The sequence below is a fragment of the Synechococcus sp. A10-1-5-9 genome (genome assembly GCF_047716785.1).
Taxonomy (GTDB): Bacteria; Cyanobacteriota; Cyanobacteriia; order PCC-6307; family Cyanobiaceae; genus Synechococcus_C.
In genome coordinates this window covers 1,859,924-1,879,675 of record NZ_CP180406.1, presented here as the reverse complement: position 1 = coordinate 1,879,675, position 19,752 = coordinate 1,859,924, and the positions used below count along the sequence as shown (strand labels likewise).

Here is a 19,752-nt window from a genome sequence, read left to right as displayed (position 1 = left end):
GTTCGGGCTCGAAAAGCGGGTCCAGCAGCCATGATCGCCTTTCAGCCGCCGATCACGTTGGCCGACAGCAGCGCGGAAAGCAGCAAAGAATTGAACCGGGCGAACCTGCGCTGGCGCTCGGTGTGCTGGGCCCTGCTGGCCGGACTCAGCGCCGGACTGATCAGCCTCCCCTTTGGACTGGATCAAGCTGTTCGATCCACTGGCTGCGGGCTCTTCTATGGGCTGCTCGCCTTTCATCTCGAACGGGTTGATCCAGAGGATTCCCACCTGCAAGCTGGATTGGTGGGCGCGATCTGCGGGGTGCGCAGCCTCGGCATGCCCCTTGCGGTTCCCTGGGGGGGTTCCGGCGCCCTGGCATCATTAGTAGTGGATCTTTTCGTGGGGTGGCTGCCACTGGTCGGCAGCGCACTCCTGCTCCACGGAACCCAACGCATGTTGTCTGCGTCGCGGCCATGAGCCTGCTGCACGCCACCTGGCTACCCGCCATCCGCACTCCCAGCAGCTCCGGAAGGGCTGCTTTGCTGGTATGGGCTGACACCTGGCGTGTGGCCGACCCCCTCGGCCCCGGGGCCACACCCGCCCTTCATCCGTTCACCCTGAGCACGGAGGATCTGCGCGCCTGGCTCACAGAGCGCGATCTGCTTCCGGACGGAATCATCGATGCGACCGCATGCCTCACCCTGCCGAGCCGCAGTGTGAAACCACGGCGGTCCCGTGGCTCAGCTGCCACCACCCCCTCATCAGAAGAGCAGCCCCCTTGGTGCGGGCTGCCGCTGCAAGCCGGCGAACCGATCCCGAAAACCACCGAGTGGTGGCCATGGCAGGTGCAGGGGCTGGCGATCGAACCGATGGCCGCCACGGCATGGCTGGCCAAGCTTCCACTGTCAGGCCATCACCCTGATCTGGCCGATGAGTTGCGCTGGTGGAGTCACATGCAGCGATGGGCCCTCAGTCTTGTGGCTAGGGGGCGCTGGCTGCCCCAGGTGGAATTGAGCCGAGGTGAGGGGTATCCACACCGGGCCCGCTGGGTCCCGCTTCTCAATCGAGAGGAAGACCGGCGCCGCCTGGAGGACCTTGCCGCCCGTCTGCCCCTGGTTGCCACGTGTGCGTTGCCCTGGAGAGAGCCCACAGGAAAGCGCAGCAATCGCATCACCAGGCTGCGCCCAGAGGCCATGCGCGCTGCCAATCCCGTGGCCTGCTGTCGTCCCCGCAGCGGTCGATTGCGTGTGGCCACATTGCTTGAGGATCTGGTGGATGCCCAGCTGCGCAAGGGCTTCCATCCCGATGACGAGGGGCTCGACCCCCTGCTCTGCGCCTGGGAAAACGCCCTGAGTTCGGAGACCGGGGTGATCGATCTGAATGATGAAGATGCCGAACGCCTTGCTACGGCGAGCCACCACTGGCGCGAGGGAGTGGCTGGCAATGTGGCGGCTGCCAGGGCCTGCCTTGAACTCGCCACACCGAACGAGGGGGAAGAGCTCTGGGATCTGCGCTTCTATCTGCAGGCCGAAGCCGATCCAACGCTGAAGGTACCGGCCGGAGCAGCCTGGGCCGCTGGACCCGAAGGCCTTCAACTCGGGGAGATTCCTGTGGAGCATCCCGGTGAGGTGCTGCTCGAAGGCATGGGCCGTGCTCTCACGGTGTTCGCACCAATCGAACGGGGCCTGGATAGCGCCACGCCGGAAGCGATGCAGCTCACCCCGGCGGAAGCCTTCGTGCTGGTGCGCACCGCCGCACGTCAGCTCAGGGACGTGGGCGTTGGTGTGGATCTCCCCCCCAGCCTCTCGGGAGGCCTGGCCAGCCGCCTCGGTCTGGCGATCAAGGCCGAACTACCCAAACGCTCGCGGGGGTTCACCCTTGGGGAAAATCTCGACTGGAACTGGGAGCTGATGATCGGGGGCGTCACCCTGACACTGCGGGAGCTGGAACGGCTGGCCGGCAAGCGCAGCCCCTTGGTGCGCCACAAGGGGGCCTGGATCGAACTCAGGCCCAATGATCTCAAAAATGCAGAACGATTCTGTGCCGCCAATCCTGATCTGAGCCTGGACGATGCCCTTCGCCTGACGGCCAGCGAAGGGGACACGCTGATGCGCCTCCCCGTGCATGCCTTTGATGCTGGCCCTCGCCTTCAAGGAGTACTGGAGCAATACCACCAGCAAAAAGCTCCGGATCCACTTCCTGCGCCCGAGGGCTTCTGCGGTCAGCTTCGCCCCTACCAGGAACGAGGCCTGGGCTGGCTGGCCTTCTTGCACCGCTTCGATCAGGGAGCCTGCCTAGCCGACGACATGGGCCTGGGCAAGACGATCCAGCTGCTGGCCTTCCTCCAGCACCTGAAGATGGAACAAGAACTGAAACGGCCGGTGCTGCTGGTAGCTCCCACCTCCGTGCTCACCAACTGGAAACGGGAAGCCGCGGCCTTCACCCCCGAGCTCACAGTGCATGAGCACTACGGCCCCAAACGACCCTCCACCCCAGGAGCACTGAAAAAAGCCCTGAAAGACGTTGACCTGGTGCTCACCAGCTACGGGCTTCTGCAAAGAGACAGTGAACTGCTTGAAAGTTTCGACTGGCAGGGAACCGTGATCGATGAAGCTCAGGCGATCAAGAACCCTTCGGCCAAGCAAAGCCAGGCAGCCCGTGATCTGGCTCGCACCCGCAAGGGCTCCAGGTTCCGCATTGCCCTCACTGGCACACCGGTTGAAAACAGAGTGAGCGAGCTCTGGGCCCTGATGGATTTCCTCAATCCAAACGTGCTCGGGGAAGAGGAATTTTTCCGGCAGCGCTACCGCATGCCGATCGAACGCTATGGCGATATGTCGTCGCTTCGCGATCTCAAGTCGCGGGTGGGACCGTTCATTCTGCGGCGCTTGAAAACCGACAAGGCGATCATCTCCGACCTCCCCGAAAAAGTGGAGCTGAGTGAATGGGTGGGTCTGAGCAAGGAACAGAAGTCCCTTTACGCGAAAACCGTGGAGAACACCCTCGATGCCATCGCCCGAGCCCCCCGAGGCAAGCGTCACGGCCAGGTGCTGGGACTGCTGACGCGCCTCAAACAGATCTGCAATCACCCAGCTCTGGCCTTAAAGGAAGAGGTGGCAGGCGACGACTTCCTGCAGCGATCGGTGAAGCTGCAGCGGCTCGAAGAGATTCTCGAAGAGGTGATTGCAGCGGGGGATCGAGCCCTGCTGTTCACCCAGTTCGCGGAATGGGGGCATCTGCTGCAGGGCTACCTGCAACGCCGCTGGCGCAGCGAGGTGCCGTTCCTGAGCGGCAGCACTAGCAAAGGAGAACGTCAGGCCATGGTGGATCGCTTCCAGGAAGACCCGCGCGGCCCCCAGCTGTTCCTGTTGTCCCTCAAAGCCGGCGGTGTGGGATTGAACCTCACCCGGGCCAGCCACGTGTTCCACATCGACCGCTGGTGGAATCCTGCAGTTGAAAACCAGGCCACTGACCGTGCCTACCGGATTGGCCAGACCAATCGGGTGATGGTGCATAAGTTCATCACCAGTGGCTCAGTGGAAGAGAAGATCGACCGGATGATCCGGGAGAAGTCCAGACTGGCGGAAGACATTGTGGGCTCCGGCGAGGAGTGGCTCGGTGGCTTCGACATGGGCCAACTCAAGGAGCTGGTGAGCCTCGAGGACAACGAAACACGCAACCCATGACCATCACTCCCAACGGAAACGGCATCAACACCTCCCTCGGGGACGACGGCCTCGGTCAGCAGCCCTGGTGGGTGGAACAGTGGATGGAGCTGATCAACTCCTACCGCTTCAAGAAACGACTGGAGCGTGCTTGGGCCTATGCCCGAGAGGGGCATGTGACCTCGATCCGCTTCGAGGGGCGACGGGTGCACGCCAGGGTGCAGGGCACCGGCGAAGACCCCTACAAGGTGAAGCTCTGGCTGGACGTGCTCAGTGACGAGGACTGGGGATACGTGCTGGAGGCGCTGACCCAGAAGGCCCGTTGGTCCGCCCAGCTGCTGGCCGGCATCATGCCTTCCGACATCGAGCGTGCCTTTGCAGCCAGCGGCCGGCGACTGTTTCCCTTCAAGCTTCAAGAGGTCCGCAGCGAGTGCAGCTGCCCCGACAAAGCCAATCCCTGCAAACACATCAGTGCTGTGTATTTCCTGATGGGGGAGCGGTTCAGCGAGGATCCATTCGTGCTGTTCCAGTTGCGGGGTCGCACGCGGGCCAAGTTGCTGGAGGACCTGGCCGAGCATCGGCTGCAAGCGCTCAACACCAGGCTGGCCAGCGATGAGCTCGACAGTGAAGGTTCAACCAAGGAGGCCACAACACCAACGGCCGACACACCGCCTCCTCCCCACCCTGCTGTCCTCGATCCCACGCTCTGGTGGCGCTATGACGCCAGCCTTGACGGTGATCTTGTGGTGATCACACCGGCAATGGAGGGCGACACTGGCCTGGATGCGGCGGGGGATCTCCCTCTCGCTGAGGAACCGCGCTTTCCAGAGGCGCGGCCTCGGTTCCTGACCCATCTACGCGACCAAGGACAGGCGCTTGCGCAACAGGCCATGGTGGAAGCCATGACAGCAGGTGGCTGAAACCAGCCCCTGGCAGACCCTGGAGATCCAGGGTCTCGTGACGATTCTTTTGCTCTCCCATCGGCGCGCCTTCGACAGCCCACTGCTGGCCAGCGACCGACAGGGAACATCGCGGCGCCTGAGCGCACAGGAGCTGTTCAACAGCAGCATGGCCGTGCTGGCCCACGACAACACGGGTGACCCAGCCCTGATCTACGCCAACGCCACCGCACTGAAGCTCTGGAAACGCACCTGGCTGCAGATGATCGGCATGCCCTCGCGCCTGACCGCAGCGCAGTCGGAACGACGGGAACGGGCGGCTTCTCTCAAACAGGCCCTCGCCCACGATGCAATTCATACCTATTCCGGTATCCGTATCGATCGACACGGGCGTCAATTCATGATCCGCAATGCCCGGATCTGGACGCTCTGGGATGAGGAAGGTCGTCGTTGTGGACAGGCGGCTGCTTTCTCCAGTTGGTGGTGGCTGTAATCAGCGCACCCGCTGTTCGGTTCACCCGACATCCCAGTTGTGACGACCGAACTGGGTGGTTGAGACCGTACAAAAAAAGACGGTTCTCACCCTGATCAGATTGATCAACTACACGCAGATTGTCTGTGCGGGTGATTCAAACACCCACCACATACCGTTCCTGAGGAGTCACTCATGATCACCCTTCGTCAATCACCATTTGATCTTTTTGAACGGCTGGACCAGCAGCTGTCGCAGGCCGAGCGTGTTCCAGCAGCAGAGATCCACGAAACAGCCGATCACTACACCATTCGCCTTGAGCTGCCTGGAGTGAGCCGCGAATCGATCGACGTGAAGGCCACCGATCGCACGCTCAGCGTCAGTGCCGAACGCCGTCGTCCCGACAGCAACAATGCATCTGAAGAGAGCCCAAGCGAGGACACCGCCCGGCTGAGCGAGTTCCGCTACGGCACCTGGAGCCGCAGCTTCCGCTTCAGCCAAGGGCTGAACCGGGATGCCGTTCAGGCCAGTTACCGGGATGGCGTGCTGGAGATCACCGCCGCCAAGGCCCAAAGCCACACCAGCGTGACGGTGGCAGTGGACGCTTGAAGTGGATGCCTGCGGTAGAGGCCTGAGAACGAGAAATCCCAACCCCCATCAGCCGATGGGGGTTTTTTGGGGTCTCAGCGCGTCAGGGACCAACCGAGAAAGAGCAGGCTGAAACCGATCAGAAACACCAATCCAAACCAACTGAGGCCGCGCATCAAAGGACCATCGCGGTGGTCTGGTGCCACAAGCTCAGAGTTCATGGTGTCCATGGCCATCCAGGCGAACACCGGAGCCGTGAGAAAGCTGCCCGTCATCGCCCCGAACACAAAATCCTTCACACCGATGCCACCGCTGTAGGCCCACAGCAGCGCCGCCAGAGCGGCCAGTAAATGCATCAGAATCCAGGTACTGATACGTCGACTCTGGGGGCCGGGAGCCGCATCGCCACGGTCCACACCCAGCAAGAGCCCCTGAATCGCTGAGATGCTGCGGGGATAGGCATCCAGGCAGGTGAGCGTGGTGCTGAACATGGCAGCGAAAGCGGCTGGAATGATGATCCAGGCCGCCCAGGAACCCATGGCCTCGGTGTACAAACGGATGAGGTTCTGAGCAAAAGCAACGCCACTGCCCTGGAAGAGGCCGTCGCCGCTTCCATACATGGTGTATGCACCCAGGATCACGAAAAAGACTGCCGTGAGCACCGTGATGCCGTAGCCGAGATTGAAATCCGCTTCTGCTTCCTTCAGCGAAGCGGTGTGCTGGCTGTCACGAGCTCGGGAAAACATCCAGAGCGAAGGCCACACGCACATCTCGACAGGTCCTGGCATCCAGCCCATCAGGGGGATCAGAAAACCGAGATCTGCCATCTGCCAGGGCGACGGATCGGCCGCTAACCAACTGGACGCCACATCCCCAGCAGGACCACGCAGTAACAGAGACAAGGCCGCCACTCCCGTGAGCAGGGTGAGCAGAGCCACCAGCAACTTGGAGAGCCGATCGAGAGCCCTGTACTTGCCCATGAACAAGATCAAACCGCTGGCGGCGAGCACGGCGATCGCCAAAGCGAAGGGATTGACCTGGGCCAGGACAGGCACATTGGTGAGCAACAGCCCGGCAACAAAACTCACCGCGGCGATCGTGAACGTGCCGGTGAACAGACTCACCAGCAGATACACCGGCAGATAAGTCCTGTTGCGCTGCTGAAATCCCTCCAACAGCGACAGCCCGGTCGCGGCGGTGAACCGACTGCCCACCCTGAGGAAGGGGTACTTGATCAGGTTCGTGATCAGGATGAGACCGACCAGAGCGAAACCGAAGCGGGCTCCTGCCGTGGTGGACGACATCAGGTGAGATCCACCGATGCAGGCCCCCGCAAGCAGGATCCCGGGACCGATGCTGCGCCGCAATCCCGAGATCGCAGCAGCGGCGCTAGAGGTCATGACAGCAAATCGCACTGCTTGCCATCTTCCAACCTGGAGTTCTTACAGTCGAGAACCGTCGTGTTTGCCGCCATGGCCGCCTCCACCCAGGCCGTCGCCGGACGTCTGAGCCTTCAGTGCCAGACCATCGCATCGGACTGCACAGCCATCCGTTCCCTTGACTGGGATCGCAGCCGCTTTGACATCGAGTTCGGCCTTCGCAACGGCACCACCTACAACGCCTTCCTGGTGCGGGGCGAGCGAACGGCGCTGATCGACACCAGTCACGCCAAATTCCGCGAGACCTGGCTTCCCCTGCTTCAGGAGCAAATCGACCCGCAGGCCATCGATCATCTGATTGTGAGCCATACGGAGCCTGACCACTCCGGTCTGATCGGTGATCTGCTTGATCTGAATCCCGAGATCGAAATTGTGGGATCGAAGGTGGCGCTGCAGTTCCTGAAAGATCAAGTGCACCGTCCGTTTCGCTCCCGTGCCGTGAAAAGTGGCGACAGCCTGGATCTCGGAACGAATCCAGAGAGCGGGGTGGAGCATCGCTTCGAGTTTCTCAGCGCTCCCAACCTGCATTGGCCCGACACGATCTTTTCCTTTGATCACGGCAGCGGCATCCTCTACACCTGTGACGCCTTCGGCTTGCATTACTGCTCGGAGGAGCTGTTCGACAGTGACCCCGGTGCGATTGCACCGGACTTTCGCTTCTACTACGAATGCCTGATGGGTCCCAACGCTCGCAGCGTGCTCCAAGCGATGAAACGCATGGATGGACTGCCGGCGATCAACACCATCGCTGTGGGCCACGGACCGCTTCTGCGTCAGCACCTCAGTCACTGGCTCAATGACTACCGCGAGTGGAGCAGCCAGCGCAGCAAGGGCGACAGTTATGCGGCGGTCTGTTATGTGAGTCAATACGGTTTCAGCGACCGACTCAGTCAGGCGATCGCCCATGGCATCGGCAAAGCTGACGCCCAGGTTCAGCTCGTCGATCTGCGCGCGACCGATGCCCAGGAACTGACAGCTCTGGTTGGGGAAGCCAAAGCCGTGGTCGTTCCCACCTGGCCGGCAGAACCGGATGCCGAGCTGCAGAGCAGCATTGGCACCCTGCTGGCAGCCCTTCACAGCAAGCAGCTGGTGGGGGTGTACGACGCCTTCGGCGGCAACGACGAGCCGATCGATGCTGTGGCTGATCAGCTGAGGGCCCAGGGCCAGAAAACCGCCTTTGCCCCCCTGCGGATTCGTCAGCTCCCCTCAGGAGCGGATTACCAACGCTGCGAAGAAGCGGGGACCGATCTCGGGCAACTGCTCACACGGGAGAAAACCATCGCGGCCATGAAAAGTCTCGATGGTGATCTGGACAAAGCCTTGGGCCGTCTCAGCGGTGGGCTCTACGTGGTGACCGCCAGCCAGGGGGAGGGTGAAAGCCTGCGACGCAGCGCCATGGTGGCCAGCTGGGTGAGTCAGGCCAGCTTCTCGCCACCGGGGATCACCGTGGCGGTGGCCAAAGACCGGGCCATCGAAGCGCTCATGCAGGTCGGTGACCGTTTTGTGCTCAACATCCTGCGCGAAGACAATCACCAGCAACTAATGCGGCATTTCCTCAAGCGCTTCCCACCCGGAGCCGATCGGTTTGCAGGAGTGAATCTGCTTGAGCATGAGGCCCAAGGCGGACCGGTGCTCGGTGATGCACTGGCCTACTTGGGGTGCCGGGTTGAGCAGCGGCTCGAAGGTCCAGACCACTGGATCATTTACGCCGAGGTGGAGCAAGGCAATGTGGCCGATGCCGATGCCACCACAGCGGTGCATCACCGCAAAGTAGGAAATCACTACTGATGACCGCTTCCATATCTCCAGCAGCGGCCAGCGCGGAGCGACAGATGATCACACTGCCGATCGCAGAGGGTCTTACCTGTTTTCGCGGCCTAAGCCCCAAGCGCTCGCGGTTTGAACTGGAATACGCCCTGGAACGGGGAAGCACGGCCAACAGCTTCCTCTTTGCAGCGGGGCCGGACACCGCAGAAGTCACGCAACCCGCCGTTCTCGTGCACCCACCGGGAGCGGCTTACGCGTCCGTCTTTCTGCCGGTACTTCAGCAGGCTCTGCCAGATCCAGCGTCCAAGCTGGTGGTGGTGGTGGGTCATGTGAATCCCAACCGCGTGGCTCTGCTCAGGGATCTGGTCTCGGCTTATGCCGGCCTGGAACTGGTGGCCTCCAATGCAGGAGCAAAGCTGCTGCGGGAGTTGTGGAGCCTGCGCCGCCCACAGGCCCCTGGAGATGGGGCCCCCCAGCCGCCGGTACCGGATCTACCGGAGATCAAGATCATCCGTCAGGAGCAGACGCTCCCCGTGAGCCACGGTCATCAGCTGCATGTGCTTCCAACCCCGACCCCTCGCTGGCCCGGTGGACTGCTGGCCTTTGAGGAGACCCTCGGATTGCTGATGAGCGACAAGCTCTTCAGTGCCCACATCTGTACATCGGAATGGGCCGAGTTGAACCGCAGCGAAACCGAAGAGGAACGCCGCCATTTCTACGACTGCCTGATGGCGCCGATGGCCAGCCAGGTGGATGCCCTGGTAGAGCGCCTTGAGGAACTGGACATCCGCACCGTGGCCCCAGGCCATGGACCGGCGATCGACACCAGCTGGCGGAGTCTGTTCAACGACTACCGGCGCTGGGGTGAAAGCCAACAGCAGGCCTCGCTCTCGGTCGCTCTTCTCTTTGCCAGCGCCTATGGCAACACCGCAGCCATCGCCGATGCCCTCGCCCAGGGCGTCAGCCGAACAGGGGTACGCGTCACAAGCCTGAACTGCGAATTCACCCCAGCGGATGAACTGGTGCGCACGATTCAGACGGCCGATGGCTTGCTGATCGGGTCTCCCACCCTGGGAGGTCACGCCCCCACGCCGATCGTCTCGGCTCTCGGCACCCTGCTGGCTGAAGGAGACCGCAGCAAGCCCGTTGGTGTGTTCGGCAGCTTCGGCTGGAGCGGCGAAGCAATCGACCTCCTGGAAACCAAGCTCAAGGACGGTGGATTTCGTTTCGCCTTCGAGCCAATTCGGATCAAATTCAGTCCTGACGCGGCCACCGTGCGCACCCTTGAAGAAACCGGAACGCGCTTCGGCCGTTCCCTGCGCCAGGAACAGCGCAAACAACAGCGGCGCGGTGGTGGTGGTCTGCGTGAGAGTCGCAGTGACCCGGCAGTGCTGGCCCTCGGACGCGTGGTGGGCTCCCTTTGCGTACTGACGACGCGCAAGGGCTCCCTCAGTGGCGCCATGGTGGCGAGCTGGGTGAGTCAGGCCAGCTTTGCGCCTCCGGGAATCACCGTGGCGGTCGCCAAAGATCGGGCTGTGGAGGCCTTGCTTCACAAAGGCGATCGCTTTGCCCTCAACGTGCTGGCGGAAGGTCGGGAGAGTGGGCCGATGAAGCAGTTCCTCCAACCCTTCGAACCCGGGGCCGACCGGTTTGATGGATTGGACCTGCAGTCGAGTCCCTCCGAGCAACCACTGCTACCTGAGGCCCTGGCCTGGATGGAAGGCGAGGTGAAGCAACGGATGGAATGCGGCGATCACTGGCTTGTGTATGCGGAAGTTCTCCATGGGGGCCTGTTTGACAGTGAAGCCAACACAGCCGTGCACCATCGCCGTAGTGGCGCCAACTACTGAGCCTGGCTGGATGACATCGGGCAGGCCTTGGCAAAACCCAACAAAATGCAGTGTTTTCAACGGATCATCCGGTCATGAGCACCGCCAGCAACCCAGACGTTCTGGTGATCGCCGCCAGCAATGGCGAGAACCTCAAGCTGGCGCAGCGTTTTGTCGACGAAGCCAAAGCGCAAGGCAAGTCCGCTGACCTGCTGGACCTCACCACCCTGGATCTGCCGCTGTTCACCCCACGGGTGAAGGAAGCAGGCATCCCCGATGGTGTGCGTCCCCTGCATGAGCAACTGATGGGAGCCCCGCGCTGGGTGATCTGCGCCCCCGAATACAACGGGTCCATTCCCCCGGTACTCACCAGCGCCATTGCCTGGCTGTCGGTGCAGGGGGACGATTTCCGTTCCCTGTTCAACGGTCGTCCCGTGGCCATGGCTAGCTTTTCCGGAGGTCCTGGCATCGAACTGCTGATGGTGCTGCGCACCCAGCTCACCCATCTCGGCGCCCAGGTTGTGGGCCGCACCCTGGCAGGCAACCAGAACCGTCCTCCCCAGGACAGCTCCCTGCAGGATCTGCTGAACCGGCTGATGCAGATGGCACCACTGAGCCTCTGAGCGATCGATTCCTTCATTCCCCCCATGCGTGAACCGGTTTCACCTCCAGCCGATCGCATCCCCGATGTTCTGCTGCGCCGCGCCGAAGAACGCTTCCACAGCCACCACGACTGGCTCGAGTCCTGGCACAGCTTCTCCTTCGCAGGCCACTACTCCCCTGACTGGATGGGCTTTGGCCCCCTGCGAGTGATCAACGACGACACGATTGCTGCAGGTCGGGGCTTCGGCATGCACCCGCATCGCGATATGGAAATCATCACGGTGATGATCCAGGGCCAGTTGAACCATCGGGATTCGATGGGCAACAGCGGCGTGATCAACGCAGGCGATGTTCAGCGCATGAGTGCCGGCACCGGCATCGTTCACTCCGAGATGAATGAAGGTCACGAGGCCTGCCGACTGCTGCAGATCTGGATCGAGCCCAGCGCAGAAGGACTCTCACCGGCCTACGAACAGCGAACATTCAGCATCGGATCCAGCACCTGGACACCCCTGCTAGCCCCGAACGACCCTTCGGTGATGGCGATCGAACGACCAGTGAGCGTTTGGCGCGCTCAGCCCAGTGCCGATCAGGAACTGCCGTGGCCTGCCCAATCCATCGAACGCGGTTGGATCCAGATAATTGAGGGCGAGATTGAGCTGACGCGACCATCGGCAGCAAGCATCCGCTTGCGCAAAGGCGACGGTCTGGGATTCAAGGGATCATCGTCCGATCTCAAGATCCTGCAAAGCCACAGCGAAAACAGCGATGTGCTGCTGTTCGCACTGCAGTGATGGCAATGACAGAGGTTGATCTCTCCTCAGATCGCGGTGCTGGTGTCGCGCTCCATGGCATCGATGCAAGTTCAACTGCTGCTGTTCTTTGTTATTACCGGGTCACTTCTTGTTTTTCAACAGTTTGCGCCCCTCAGCAAGGGTTCTTTTCGTTAATCATGCTTCGATGTGCCGCTCTGATGAGCGTTGTTTCGCAATACCTCTGGTATCAATCATCACGATCATTAAGCACAATCAGCATGGGCCGATGAGCAGCACCAGGACCACTGATCGGACTGCTGGGAGCGGCCGTGATTATCCTCGGCATGACGATCATCATGTTCAAACCAACCCGCCCTGAGTCGAGCAGCCATGATGAAGAGCTTGAAAAGAAAGTAACTCTGGCGGATTCACACCACCCCATTGGCGGATCAGCATGCCCCTGACCAAGACACCAGGTGTAGGGCCTTCATCGACACAGTGCCTTTGAGATTCCAGGCAGAAGGAAGCACATTGATTACCGGTACTTAATCAGAAAACCTGCAATCAACTGCCTCGAGAGCAACACAACGCCGATGCGATAAACAAATTGAAACCCGATCCCAAAGAGAATCAGTAATTCGCACACACCCCACATGTTGTGCCCTGAAATGGCAGCGTCACCACACGCTATCCCCTCGAGAATGGGATTCCAAGAAGAGCATCAATACGCGGTTCGGTACCGCGGGTTTGTTCTGTTGCAACAACGCAACCACAGCTGGCTGGTCCGACCAGAACGCAGCCCGATGAAACTGCTCCCATTCCGCACACCCACCTGCTCGCTGGAGGATGTCAAGGCACTGGTGGATTGGAAGCTTCAGCAGGAAAGGAGCCTGCTTTCAATTGCCTGAAGTCGCTCAGGCGGCCTGAGGAGGCGGTGTCGGTGAACCCTGGGGCTGGAAAGGGATCACCAAAGTGGCCCAACGCTCTGGGCGCTGAGGACGCTGACGACGAGCTTGGCGCACTCCAAACGGAACGCGCAACACATTGGTGCCTTCAATAGGCAGTGTGTGACCTCGACCAAACGCCGCCTCGAGGCATTCAGGAATTTCAGGAAGCTGGAGACCATCCCCGTCCTGGGTGGATGACGATGACCCGTTGGGTGTGTCGCTGATCATGAATCCCCTTAAATGCGACGCGATGCTGTGCAGTGTGGAGATGAAACCATTTGCACAAACAAAAATCGAACGTTTAATTTCCGATTTCAGTAAAAATTTATCGCACTGGGAGCGATTCAGCCAGCTCGGCCACACTCGGGCAGGTGCAGATCAGGTTGCGATCACCAAAAGCATTGTCAATGCGGGCTACGGCCGGCCAAAACTTGTTCTGTTGCTGGCCAGGCAAGGGGAAAGCTGCCTCTTGACGCGAGTAGGGCCTCTCCCAGTGGTCGTCTATCACGGCTGCCAGGGTGTGGGGTGAGCGTTTCAGGGGATTGTTGTCACGATCGCTCTCTCCGCTCTCAATGCGGGTCACCTCCTCCCGGATGGCAATCATGGCGTCACAGAAACGATCGAGTTCTTCCAGGCTTTCGCTCTCCGTGGGCTCCACCATCACGGTGCCGGCCACAGGCCAACTCACGGTGGGGGCATGAAAGCCGTAATCCATCAGACGCTTGGCGAGATCATCCACCTCCAGCCCTGCGCTGCGTTTGAGTCCACGCAGATCAAGGATGCATTCATGGGCCACCAGACCTCCTTCACCCCGAAACAGCACGGGATAGTGCGCATGCAAGCGATGGGCCAGGTAGTTAGCCGACAACAGAGCCACCGCGGTGGCGGTGCGCAACCCTTCAGCACCCATCATGCGCAGATACATCCAGCTGATCGGCAGGATTCCAGCACTGCCCCAGGCCGCCGCTGACACTGATGAAATCGGCTGATTGCCTCCGCACGGCATCAGCGGATGGCCCGGCAGAAAAGGCTGGAGATGAGCAGCAACCCCGATCGGACCCACCCCGGGGCCACCTCCACCGTGGGGAATGCAGAAAGTTTTGTGCAGATTCAGATGGCAGACATCGGCGCCGAAGGCACCGGGGCGGCACAACCCCACCTGGGCATTGAGGTTGGCGCCATCGAGATACACCTGGCCGCCATGCTCATGAACCAGAGAGCAGATCTCTCGAATCCGGGTTTCGAACACACCATGGGTTGAGGGATAGGTCACCATCAGTGCAGCCAGCACATCAGCGTGCTCCCTGGCTTTAGATCGCAGGTCCTCCACATCCACATTGCCTTCCTCATCACAGGCCACGGCCACCACACGCAGTCCAGCCATCACCGCACTGGCGGGATTGGTGCCATGGGCGCTGGTGGGAATGAGGCACACATCCCGCTGGGCCTCCCCGCGGGAACGATGCCAGGCCCGGATCACCAACAGACCGGCATACTCCCCCTGGGATCCGGCATTGGGCTGCAGTGAAACTCCGGCGAAGCCCGTCAGAGCAGCAAGCCAACGCTCCAGATCACGGATCAACGCCTGGAACCCCTTCTGTTGCGCCACGGGAGCAAAGGGGTGGATCGCAGCGAACTCACGCCAACTCACAGGGGCTAGTTCGGCCGCCGCGTTGAGCTTCATCGTGCAGCTCCCCAACGGGATCATGCCGTGCACTAACGACAGATCCTTGCTGACGAGGCGCTGGATGTAGCGCATCAATTCGGTTTCGCTGCGATAGCGATGGAACACGCTCTGCTGAAGCCAGGGACGCTGACGCAAAGGCACCCCAGCCATCACCTCCGCTGGAGACGATGGCTGCGAAAACACAGGTGGAACCATCTGAACAACCTCTGCGCAGATGGAGAGCAAGCTCTGAATCTCGGCCTCATCACTGAGCTCATCAAGGCTGATGCCAAAACCATGGGCTTCGTCCGCCGGCACACCGTCGGGCAGCACTCTCAGGTTGTAACCCTCGCGAGCAGCCAGACGATGGACGAGTGGAGCCTGAGGGCAATGCACGTCGACACTATCGAAGCGAACGCCACCTGGCACAGGGAAACCGAGCGCACCCAACCCCAGCTCCAGACGAGAGCGCAACATCACAATCCGGTTGGCGATGGTCTCAAGACCCTCGGGGCCGTGATGGATGGCGTAGAAGGACGCCATCACGGCGAGCAGAACCTGAGCGGTGCAGATGTTGCTAGTGGCCTTGTCCCGGCGGATGTGCTGCTCACGGGTTTGCAAGGCCAGCCGTAGGGCAGGACGCCCCTCGGCATCGCGGGACTGACCCACCAGCCGGCCAGGCACCTGACGGCGGTAAGCATCTCGGGTGGCGAAGAACGCTGCGTGGGGTCCGCCCCCACCCATCGGAACCCCAAAGCGCTGGGCACTACCCACTGCAATGTCCGCACCGAGTGCGCCCACGGGCTCTAAAAGCACCTGCGCGAGTGGATCCACCGAAACGGTGACCAGCGCACCATGGGCGTGGGCACGTTCAATGCAGGCACGAGGATCCCAAAGCCGCCCGCAACGTCCGGGAAGTTGGAGCAAGACCCCAAAAACGTCATCCCCCCAGCGGAAGGCCTCCGGTTCAGCAACGTCCAGCTGCACTCCGATGGGCTCGCAGCGGGTGCGCAGAACCGCCAAGGTTTGCGGCAAAACAGCAGCATCAACCAGAAAGCGGTTTGCCCCCTCGCGTTTGCATACGCCAAAGCTCATCGACATGGCCTCAGCGGCGGCCGTGGCCTCATCGAGCAGAGACGCATTGGCGATCGGCAGTCCCGTCAGCTCGCTGATGAGAGTCTGAAAATTCAGCAGCGCCTCCAGGCGCCCTTGGGCGATCTCCGCCTGGTAAGGGGTGTAAGCGGTGTACCAAGATGGATTTTCCAGAACTTGGCGCTGAATCAGAGCCGGTGTGACCGTCTCGAAATAACCAAGGCCAATCAGGGAACGGCTCAGCTGATTGCAACTGGCAATCGTTCGCAATTCAGCCAAGGCAGGAGCTTCATCGACTCCCTCGGGGAGATCTGCACAAGGCGGCTCTGGATCGAGGATGTCGCCTGGAACAACCGCTTGGATGAAGGCGTCGAGATCTGCAAATCCAAGGGCTTGCAACATCTGGTCCACAGCCTGAGGCTCAGGCCCGATATGGCGACGGACGAAGGAAGAAATTGGTTGAACAGTCTTCGAGGCCGCCGTCCGCTGATCGAGCAGGGTCATGGGGCCTCAGCAATGAATCGACTGTAAGAAACATCCAATCCAAGTGCCCTGAGTGTCAGATTGCTGCCACTTTGGCCGCATAGGTCGCCGCATCCATCAGCTGATCCATCTGGGCCGGGTCACTGGGTTGGATAACCAGCAGCCAACCCTCGCCATGAGGGTCATTTTGGAGTTCTTCCGGATTCGCCAACAAGGCATCGTTCCGCTTCAGCACAGCCCCATTTAGTGGTGCATAGATCTCCTCAACGGCCTTGACCGACTCCACGGTTCCAAAGCTGCTGCCACGGTTGAGTTCAGCCCCGACCTCCGGCAGATCCACAAAAACAATGTCCCCGAGCTGGTCAACGGCGTAGGCACTGAGCCCGATCCGGACGACGTCGGCGTCCTGCCAGGCGTATTCGTGGCTGTCGGCGTAACGGTACGAATCGGGGAAGTCGAAGGCCATCGGGCCGGCATTTGGCAATGTTTAACCAGTGTGGGCCAGATCCAGCCGTCCTGCTGCAGCCAGTGCCTTCAGGGCATCGATCACAGCGAGCTCCACGTGGGCGCGATGTGTCCCGCCCTGCACGTAAAGATTGAAGGGTTCCCGCAATGGGGCATCAGCGGAAAATTCACTGGTGCTGCCATCGATGAACGTGCCTCCTGCCATCACCAGATCACTGGCATAACCGGGCATCGCCGCCGGCACCGGATCGAGATAGGAGCCCACCGGTGAACAGGCCTGAAAGGCACGGCACACCACCTTCAACGCCTCAGCATCACCCAACTGCACGGCTTGGATCAGATCACTGCGCAACGCCCCGGCCGCAGGCTGCACGCGAAAGCCAAGATCCGCGAACACTCCAGCCACCAGATCGGCTCCGATCAGAGATTCCGCAACCATTTGCGGAGCCAGAAAAAGCCCCTGGAGCAGCAACCGATGCAGATCGAAGCCCGTTCCGCCTTCCCGGCCGATACCAGGAGCTGTGAGGCGGCAACAGGCCTGCTCCACCAGATCACTGCGGCCGGCGACATAACCACCGGCAGGGGCGATCGTGCCTCCGAGGTTCTTAATTAGAGAACCGGCCACCAGATCGGCTCCCACGGCAGGCGGTTCCTGCTCTTCCACAAGCTCGCCATAGCAGTTGTCGACAAAGCAGATGCAGTCGGGCTGCAATCGGTGGATCCGCTCACAGAACCTGCCAATCGTCTGCACGCTGAGAGAGGGGCGCCAGCTGTACCCACAACTGCGCTGAATCAATACCAATTGGCAGGGCTGATCAAGCACCTCCTCCACTCCCTGCTCATCCACCGACCCGTCCGGACGCAGGAGAAGCTCCTCGTAGGCAACGCCGAAGTCCTTCAAGGATCCCTGCCCCTCACCCCGCAGACCGATCACTTCTTCCAGGGTGTCGTAAGGGCGTCCGGTGATCGACACCATGCGATCCCCTGGACGGAGCACTCCGAATAACGCTGCAGCAATGGCATGGGTGCCGCTGACGAATTGCAGTCGCACCGCTGCGGCTTCTGCACCCAACACCCGGGCGAACACCCGGTCGATCACCTCCCGCCCCTGATCGCCATGGCCGTAACCGCTCACCGAGGCGAAGTGCTGCGGACCCACCCGTTCCGCCGCAAAAGCGTCCAGAACCCGTCGCAACCGAGGAGCAACAGCGGCTGTTCGCATTCGGGCGACAGGTTCCAAGCGCTCGCGAACGGCTTCAACCCTTGCTCGCGCCAAAGCCAGAGCCTGGCTGGGTTCCAAGGGCGCTTGGGAGGGACGTGTCCCCGACCGTTCTGAACCCATTGCCATCGGTAACCCGCGAAGAACCTGCTGTGTTCTTTTACATTCACATCTCCAACCGTCTGTTTTCGCTCCTTCTGTATCCCTTCGGACAGCAGCTGGATCGGATCATGGAGAGTTTTCTTGGTCACCACCAACCCAGTCGACAGCGGCAGCCAACGGGACCTGCGCATGCGCGCAGCCGTCATGGCACCCCGTGCACCCTTGCCGCAGCGCCAGCGGCGCTTGAAGGGAGGAACCACAGGCTTCATGGTGGTGATGCACGTGCTCGCCACAGTGGCCCTGCTGCCCCGGTTTTGGAGCTGGCAAGGCATCGCCACCTTCGCCGTTCTGTATTGGATGACGGTGCTCGGTGTAACCCTGGGTTTGCACCGACTGGTGGCGCACCGCAGCTTCGAGGTGCCGTCATGGCTTGAGAAAACCTTGGTGCTCATGGGCACCCTTGCCTGCCAGAGCGGTCCAATCGAATGGATTGCGCTCCACCGCCATCACCATCGCTTCTCCGACCAGCCCAATGATCACCACGACGCCGGTCGCGGTCTCTGGTGGAGCCACAGCGAATGGATGCTTCATGAAATCCCGGCTCTGGAACATAAGGAGCGCTATGCCGGAGATTTGCTGAGTAGCCCCTTCTATGTGTGGCTTGATCGTTGGTTCCTGCTGCTGCAGATCCCCCTCGGTCTTGCTCTGTACTGGTACGGCAATGCGGCTGATGTGCACGGCGGGGGACTCGGACTCGTGCTCTGGGCCATTCCTTTACGACTCGTGGTCGTGTATCACGTCACCTGGTTGGTGAACTCCGCCACCCACGCATTCGGCTATCGGAATTTCAATTGCCCGGACCTATCCCGCAATTGCTGGTGGGTAGCGCTGCTGTCCTTCGGTGAGGGTTGGCACAACAACCATCACGCCCATCCGGCCAGCGCCAGGCATGGTCTGCGCTGGTTCGAACTCGACATCACCTGGATGCACATCCGATTGCTTCAGAAATTGGGATTGACCCGCCGTGTTCGCCAGGCTCGCTACCCCGGTTGAGAGCCCGAGCGAAGCTCAGCAAGAAAGTCTTCAGCGCTGAGCCCCTGCCGGCCCTCAAGCTTGAGATGAGTGGCATGGAGATCGAGGAACTCACCATCGAGTTCCTCAGCGCTGTAGTCCCGCATTCCTGCCATCACTTCTGCGAAACGTTCACGGCGTTGGCTTTTGGTGACCGGATAGGCCTCCATCACGGCATCACGGCACTGACGCCAGGACTGCCCGCGACAAAGCCTTTCAGCGATGGAGGCACTGAGGACAGCCGACTCCTCCGGTGCAATTCGCCAATCAAAACCAGGTGGAAGGGAGGCCAAACCGACAAAGATTTCGAAAAGGTCACCGGCACCGAGAGGATTCGATTGGGAATCGAGCAACGGCACGGCTCCGTTTGTCAGCACCTTGAGCAGATCGGGATGAACCTCAGCGAGGTGCTCTTGGATCGGAGCAAGACCGGCATGTAGGACAGCATTGGCCTGACCGAGAGCAAGAAACACTTCTGGGCCTGGTGATGCCAGCTTGCCGTTGCGGAGGTTGGAGATCTGGGAGTTATGCACACGCCCTAGATCGAGCGCGTCAGCCAAGGCAGGCAACACCTTGTGCGACCAACCATTGCGCTCATGCCAGACGTGAAGGAGATGGGCCATCGCCCGCCGGCCCTCCTCAAGCTGGTCGCGGTAACTCCTGGTCACAGGATCAGTATCACTGACGTTGCTCATTGGTTGATACGGATCC

17 protein-coding genes are annotated in these 19,752 nt (G+C 61.0%); 11 read left to right on the top strand and 6 right to left on the bottom strand.

The window, feature by feature from the left end; genetic code table 11:
- Positions 1 to 30 precede the first annotated feature (30 nt).
- From ACLM45_RS10160 to ACLM45_RS10140, 5 genes are all read left to right on the top strand, one after another.
- Entirely contained in the window at positions 31 to 456 is a 426-nt protein-coding gene (locus ACLM45_RS10160; protein ID WP_006042856.1) for a hypothetical protein, read from the top strand.
- The gene (locus tag ACLM45_RS10155) at positions 453 to 3,665 is read left to right on the top strand and encodes a DEAD/DEAH box helicase (RefSeq protein ID WP_415409138.1); all 3,213 of its coding nucleotides are present in this window, start codon (positions 453 to 455) and stop codon (positions 3,663 to 3,665) included. The genes ACLM45_RS10160 and ACLM45_RS10155 overlap by 4 nt, the downstream gene beginning before the upstream one ends.
- On the top strand, positions 3,662 to 4,564 hold the full coding sequence (locus ACLM45_RS10150; protein ID WP_006042854.1) for an SWIM zinc finger family protein: 903 nt from the start codon (positions 3,662 to 3,664) through the stop codon (positions 4,562 to 4,564). Before ACLM45_RS10155 ends, ACLM45_RS10150 begins: the two co-directional genes overlap by 4 nt.
- Positions 4,557 to 5,036 carry an MEKHLA domain-containing protein gene (locus tag ACLM45_RS10145; protein WP_415409136.1) on the top strand — a complete coding sequence of 160 codons (480 nt, stop codon included), beginning with the start codon at positions 4,557 to 4,559 and terminating at the stop codon, positions 5,034 to 5,036. Before ACLM45_RS10150 ends, ACLM45_RS10145 begins: the two co-directional genes overlap by 8 nt.
- A gap of 174 nt (positions 5,037 to 5,210) precedes the next feature.
- The gene (locus ACLM45_RS10140; RefSeq protein WP_006042852.1) at positions 5,211 to 5,624 is read left to right on the top strand and encodes an Hsp20/alpha crystallin family protein; all 414 of its coding nucleotides are present in this window, start codon (positions 5,211 to 5,213) and stop codon (positions 5,622 to 5,624) included.
- Between the two features lie 74 nt (positions 5,625 to 5,698).
- Here the strand turns inward: ACLM45_RS10140 and ACLM45_RS10135 are convergent, their stop codons facing one another.
- A complete protein-coding gene (locus ACLM45_RS10135; RefSeq protein WP_415409134.1) occupies positions 5,699 to 7,003 on the bottom strand; it encodes an NRAMP family divalent metal transporter in 1,305 nt (434 codons plus the stop codon).
- Between the two features lie 72 nt (positions 7,004 to 7,075).
- Here ACLM45_RS10135 and ACLM45_RS10130 point away from each other — a divergent pair, with 72 nt between their 5' ends.
- The 5 genes from ACLM45_RS10130 to ACLM45_RS10110 all read left to right on the top strand — a co-directional run bounded on the left by ACLM45_RS10130 (position 7,076) and on the right by ACLM45_RS10110 (position 12,904).
- Positions 7,076 to 8,830 carry a diflavin flavoprotein gene (locus ACLM45_RS10130; protein ID WP_415409133.1) on the top strand — a complete coding sequence of 585 codons (1,755 nt, stop codon included), beginning with the start codon at positions 7,076 to 7,078 and terminating at the stop codon, positions 8,828 to 8,830.
- A complete protein-coding gene (locus ACLM45_RS10125) occupies positions 8,830 to 10,659 on the top strand; it encodes a flavin reductase (RefSeq protein ID WP_415409132.1) in 1,830 nt (609 codons plus the stop codon). The genes ACLM45_RS10130 and ACLM45_RS10125 overlap by 1 nt, the downstream gene beginning before the upstream one ends.
- Before the next feature lie 74 nt (positions 10,660 to 10,733).
- The gene (locus ACLM45_RS10120) at positions 10,734 to 11,261 is read left to right on the top strand and encodes an NAD(P)H-dependent oxidoreductase (protein WP_006042848.1); all 528 of its coding nucleotides are present in this window, start codon (positions 10,734 to 10,736) and stop codon (positions 11,259 to 11,261) included.
- A gap of 24 nt (positions 11,262 to 11,285) precedes the next feature.
- Complete coding sequence (locus ACLM45_RS10115; protein ID WP_415409130.1) at positions 11,286 to 12,035, top strand: pirin family protein; 750 nt, start codon at positions 11,286 to 11,288, stop codon at positions 12,033 to 12,035.
- A gap of 662 nt (positions 12,036 to 12,697) precedes the next feature.
- Positions 12,698 to 12,904 carry a hypothetical protein gene (locus tag ACLM45_RS10110; RefSeq protein WP_415409129.1) on the top strand — a complete coding sequence of 69 codons (207 nt, stop codon included), beginning with the start codon at positions 12,698 to 12,700 and terminating at the stop codon, positions 12,902 to 12,904.
- Positions 12,905 to 12,910: 6 nt separating this feature from the next.
- On the opposite strand, the gene ACLM45_RS10105 is transcribed toward ACLM45_RS10110, so the two are convergent.
- The 4 genes from ACLM45_RS10105 to ACLM45_RS10090 all read right to left on the bottom strand — a co-directional run bounded on the left by ACLM45_RS10105 (position 12,911) and on the right by ACLM45_RS10090 (position 17,991).
- Entirely contained in the window at positions 12,911 to 13,171 is a 261-nt protein-coding gene (locus tag ACLM45_RS10105; RefSeq protein ID WP_006042843.1) for a hypothetical protein, read from the bottom strand.
- A 97-nt stretch (positions 13,172 to 13,268) separates the two neighbouring features.
- The gene (gene gcvP, locus ACLM45_RS10100) at positions 13,269 to 16,205 is read right to left on the bottom strand and encodes an aminomethyl-transferring glycine dehydrogenase (RefSeq protein WP_415409127.1); all 2,937 of its coding nucleotides are present in this window, start codon (positions 16,203 to 16,205) and stop codon (positions 13,269 to 13,271) included.
- 55 nt (positions 16,206 to 16,260) lie between these two features.
- The gene (gene gcvH / locus ACLM45_RS10095; protein WP_006042841.1) at positions 16,261 to 16,650 is read right to left on the bottom strand and encodes a glycine cleavage system protein GcvH; all 390 of its coding nucleotides are present in this window, start codon (positions 16,648 to 16,650) and stop codon (positions 16,261 to 16,263) included.
- Between the two features lie 21 nt (positions 16,651 to 16,671).
- Positions 16,672 to 17,991 (bottom strand): aminotransferase class I/II-fold pyridoxal phosphate-dependent enzyme, encoded by a 1,320-nt coding sequence (locus ACLM45_RS10090; RefSeq protein ID WP_415409126.1) that lies wholly within the window; start codon positions 17,989 to 17,991, stop codon positions 16,672 to 16,674.
- A 120-nt stretch (positions 17,992 to 18,111) separates the two neighbouring features.
- Here ACLM45_RS10090 and ACLM45_RS10085 point away from each other — a divergent pair, with 120 nt between their 5' ends.
- Positions 18,112 to 19,023, top strand: coding sequence for an acyl-CoA desaturase (locus tag ACLM45_RS10085; RefSeq protein WP_415409124.1), 912 nt, complete (start codon positions 18,112 to 18,114; stop codon positions 19,021 to 19,023).
- Here ACLM45_RS10085 and ACLM45_RS10080 read toward each other — a convergent pair.
- Positions 19,011 to 19,736, bottom strand: coding sequence for a hypothetical protein (locus ACLM45_RS10080; RefSeq protein WP_415409123.1), 726 nt, complete (start codon positions 19,734 to 19,736; stop codon positions 19,011 to 19,013). The genes ACLM45_RS10085 and ACLM45_RS10080 overlap by 13 nt on opposite strands.
- Between the last annotated feature and the right edge of the window lie 16 nt (positions 19,737 to 19,752).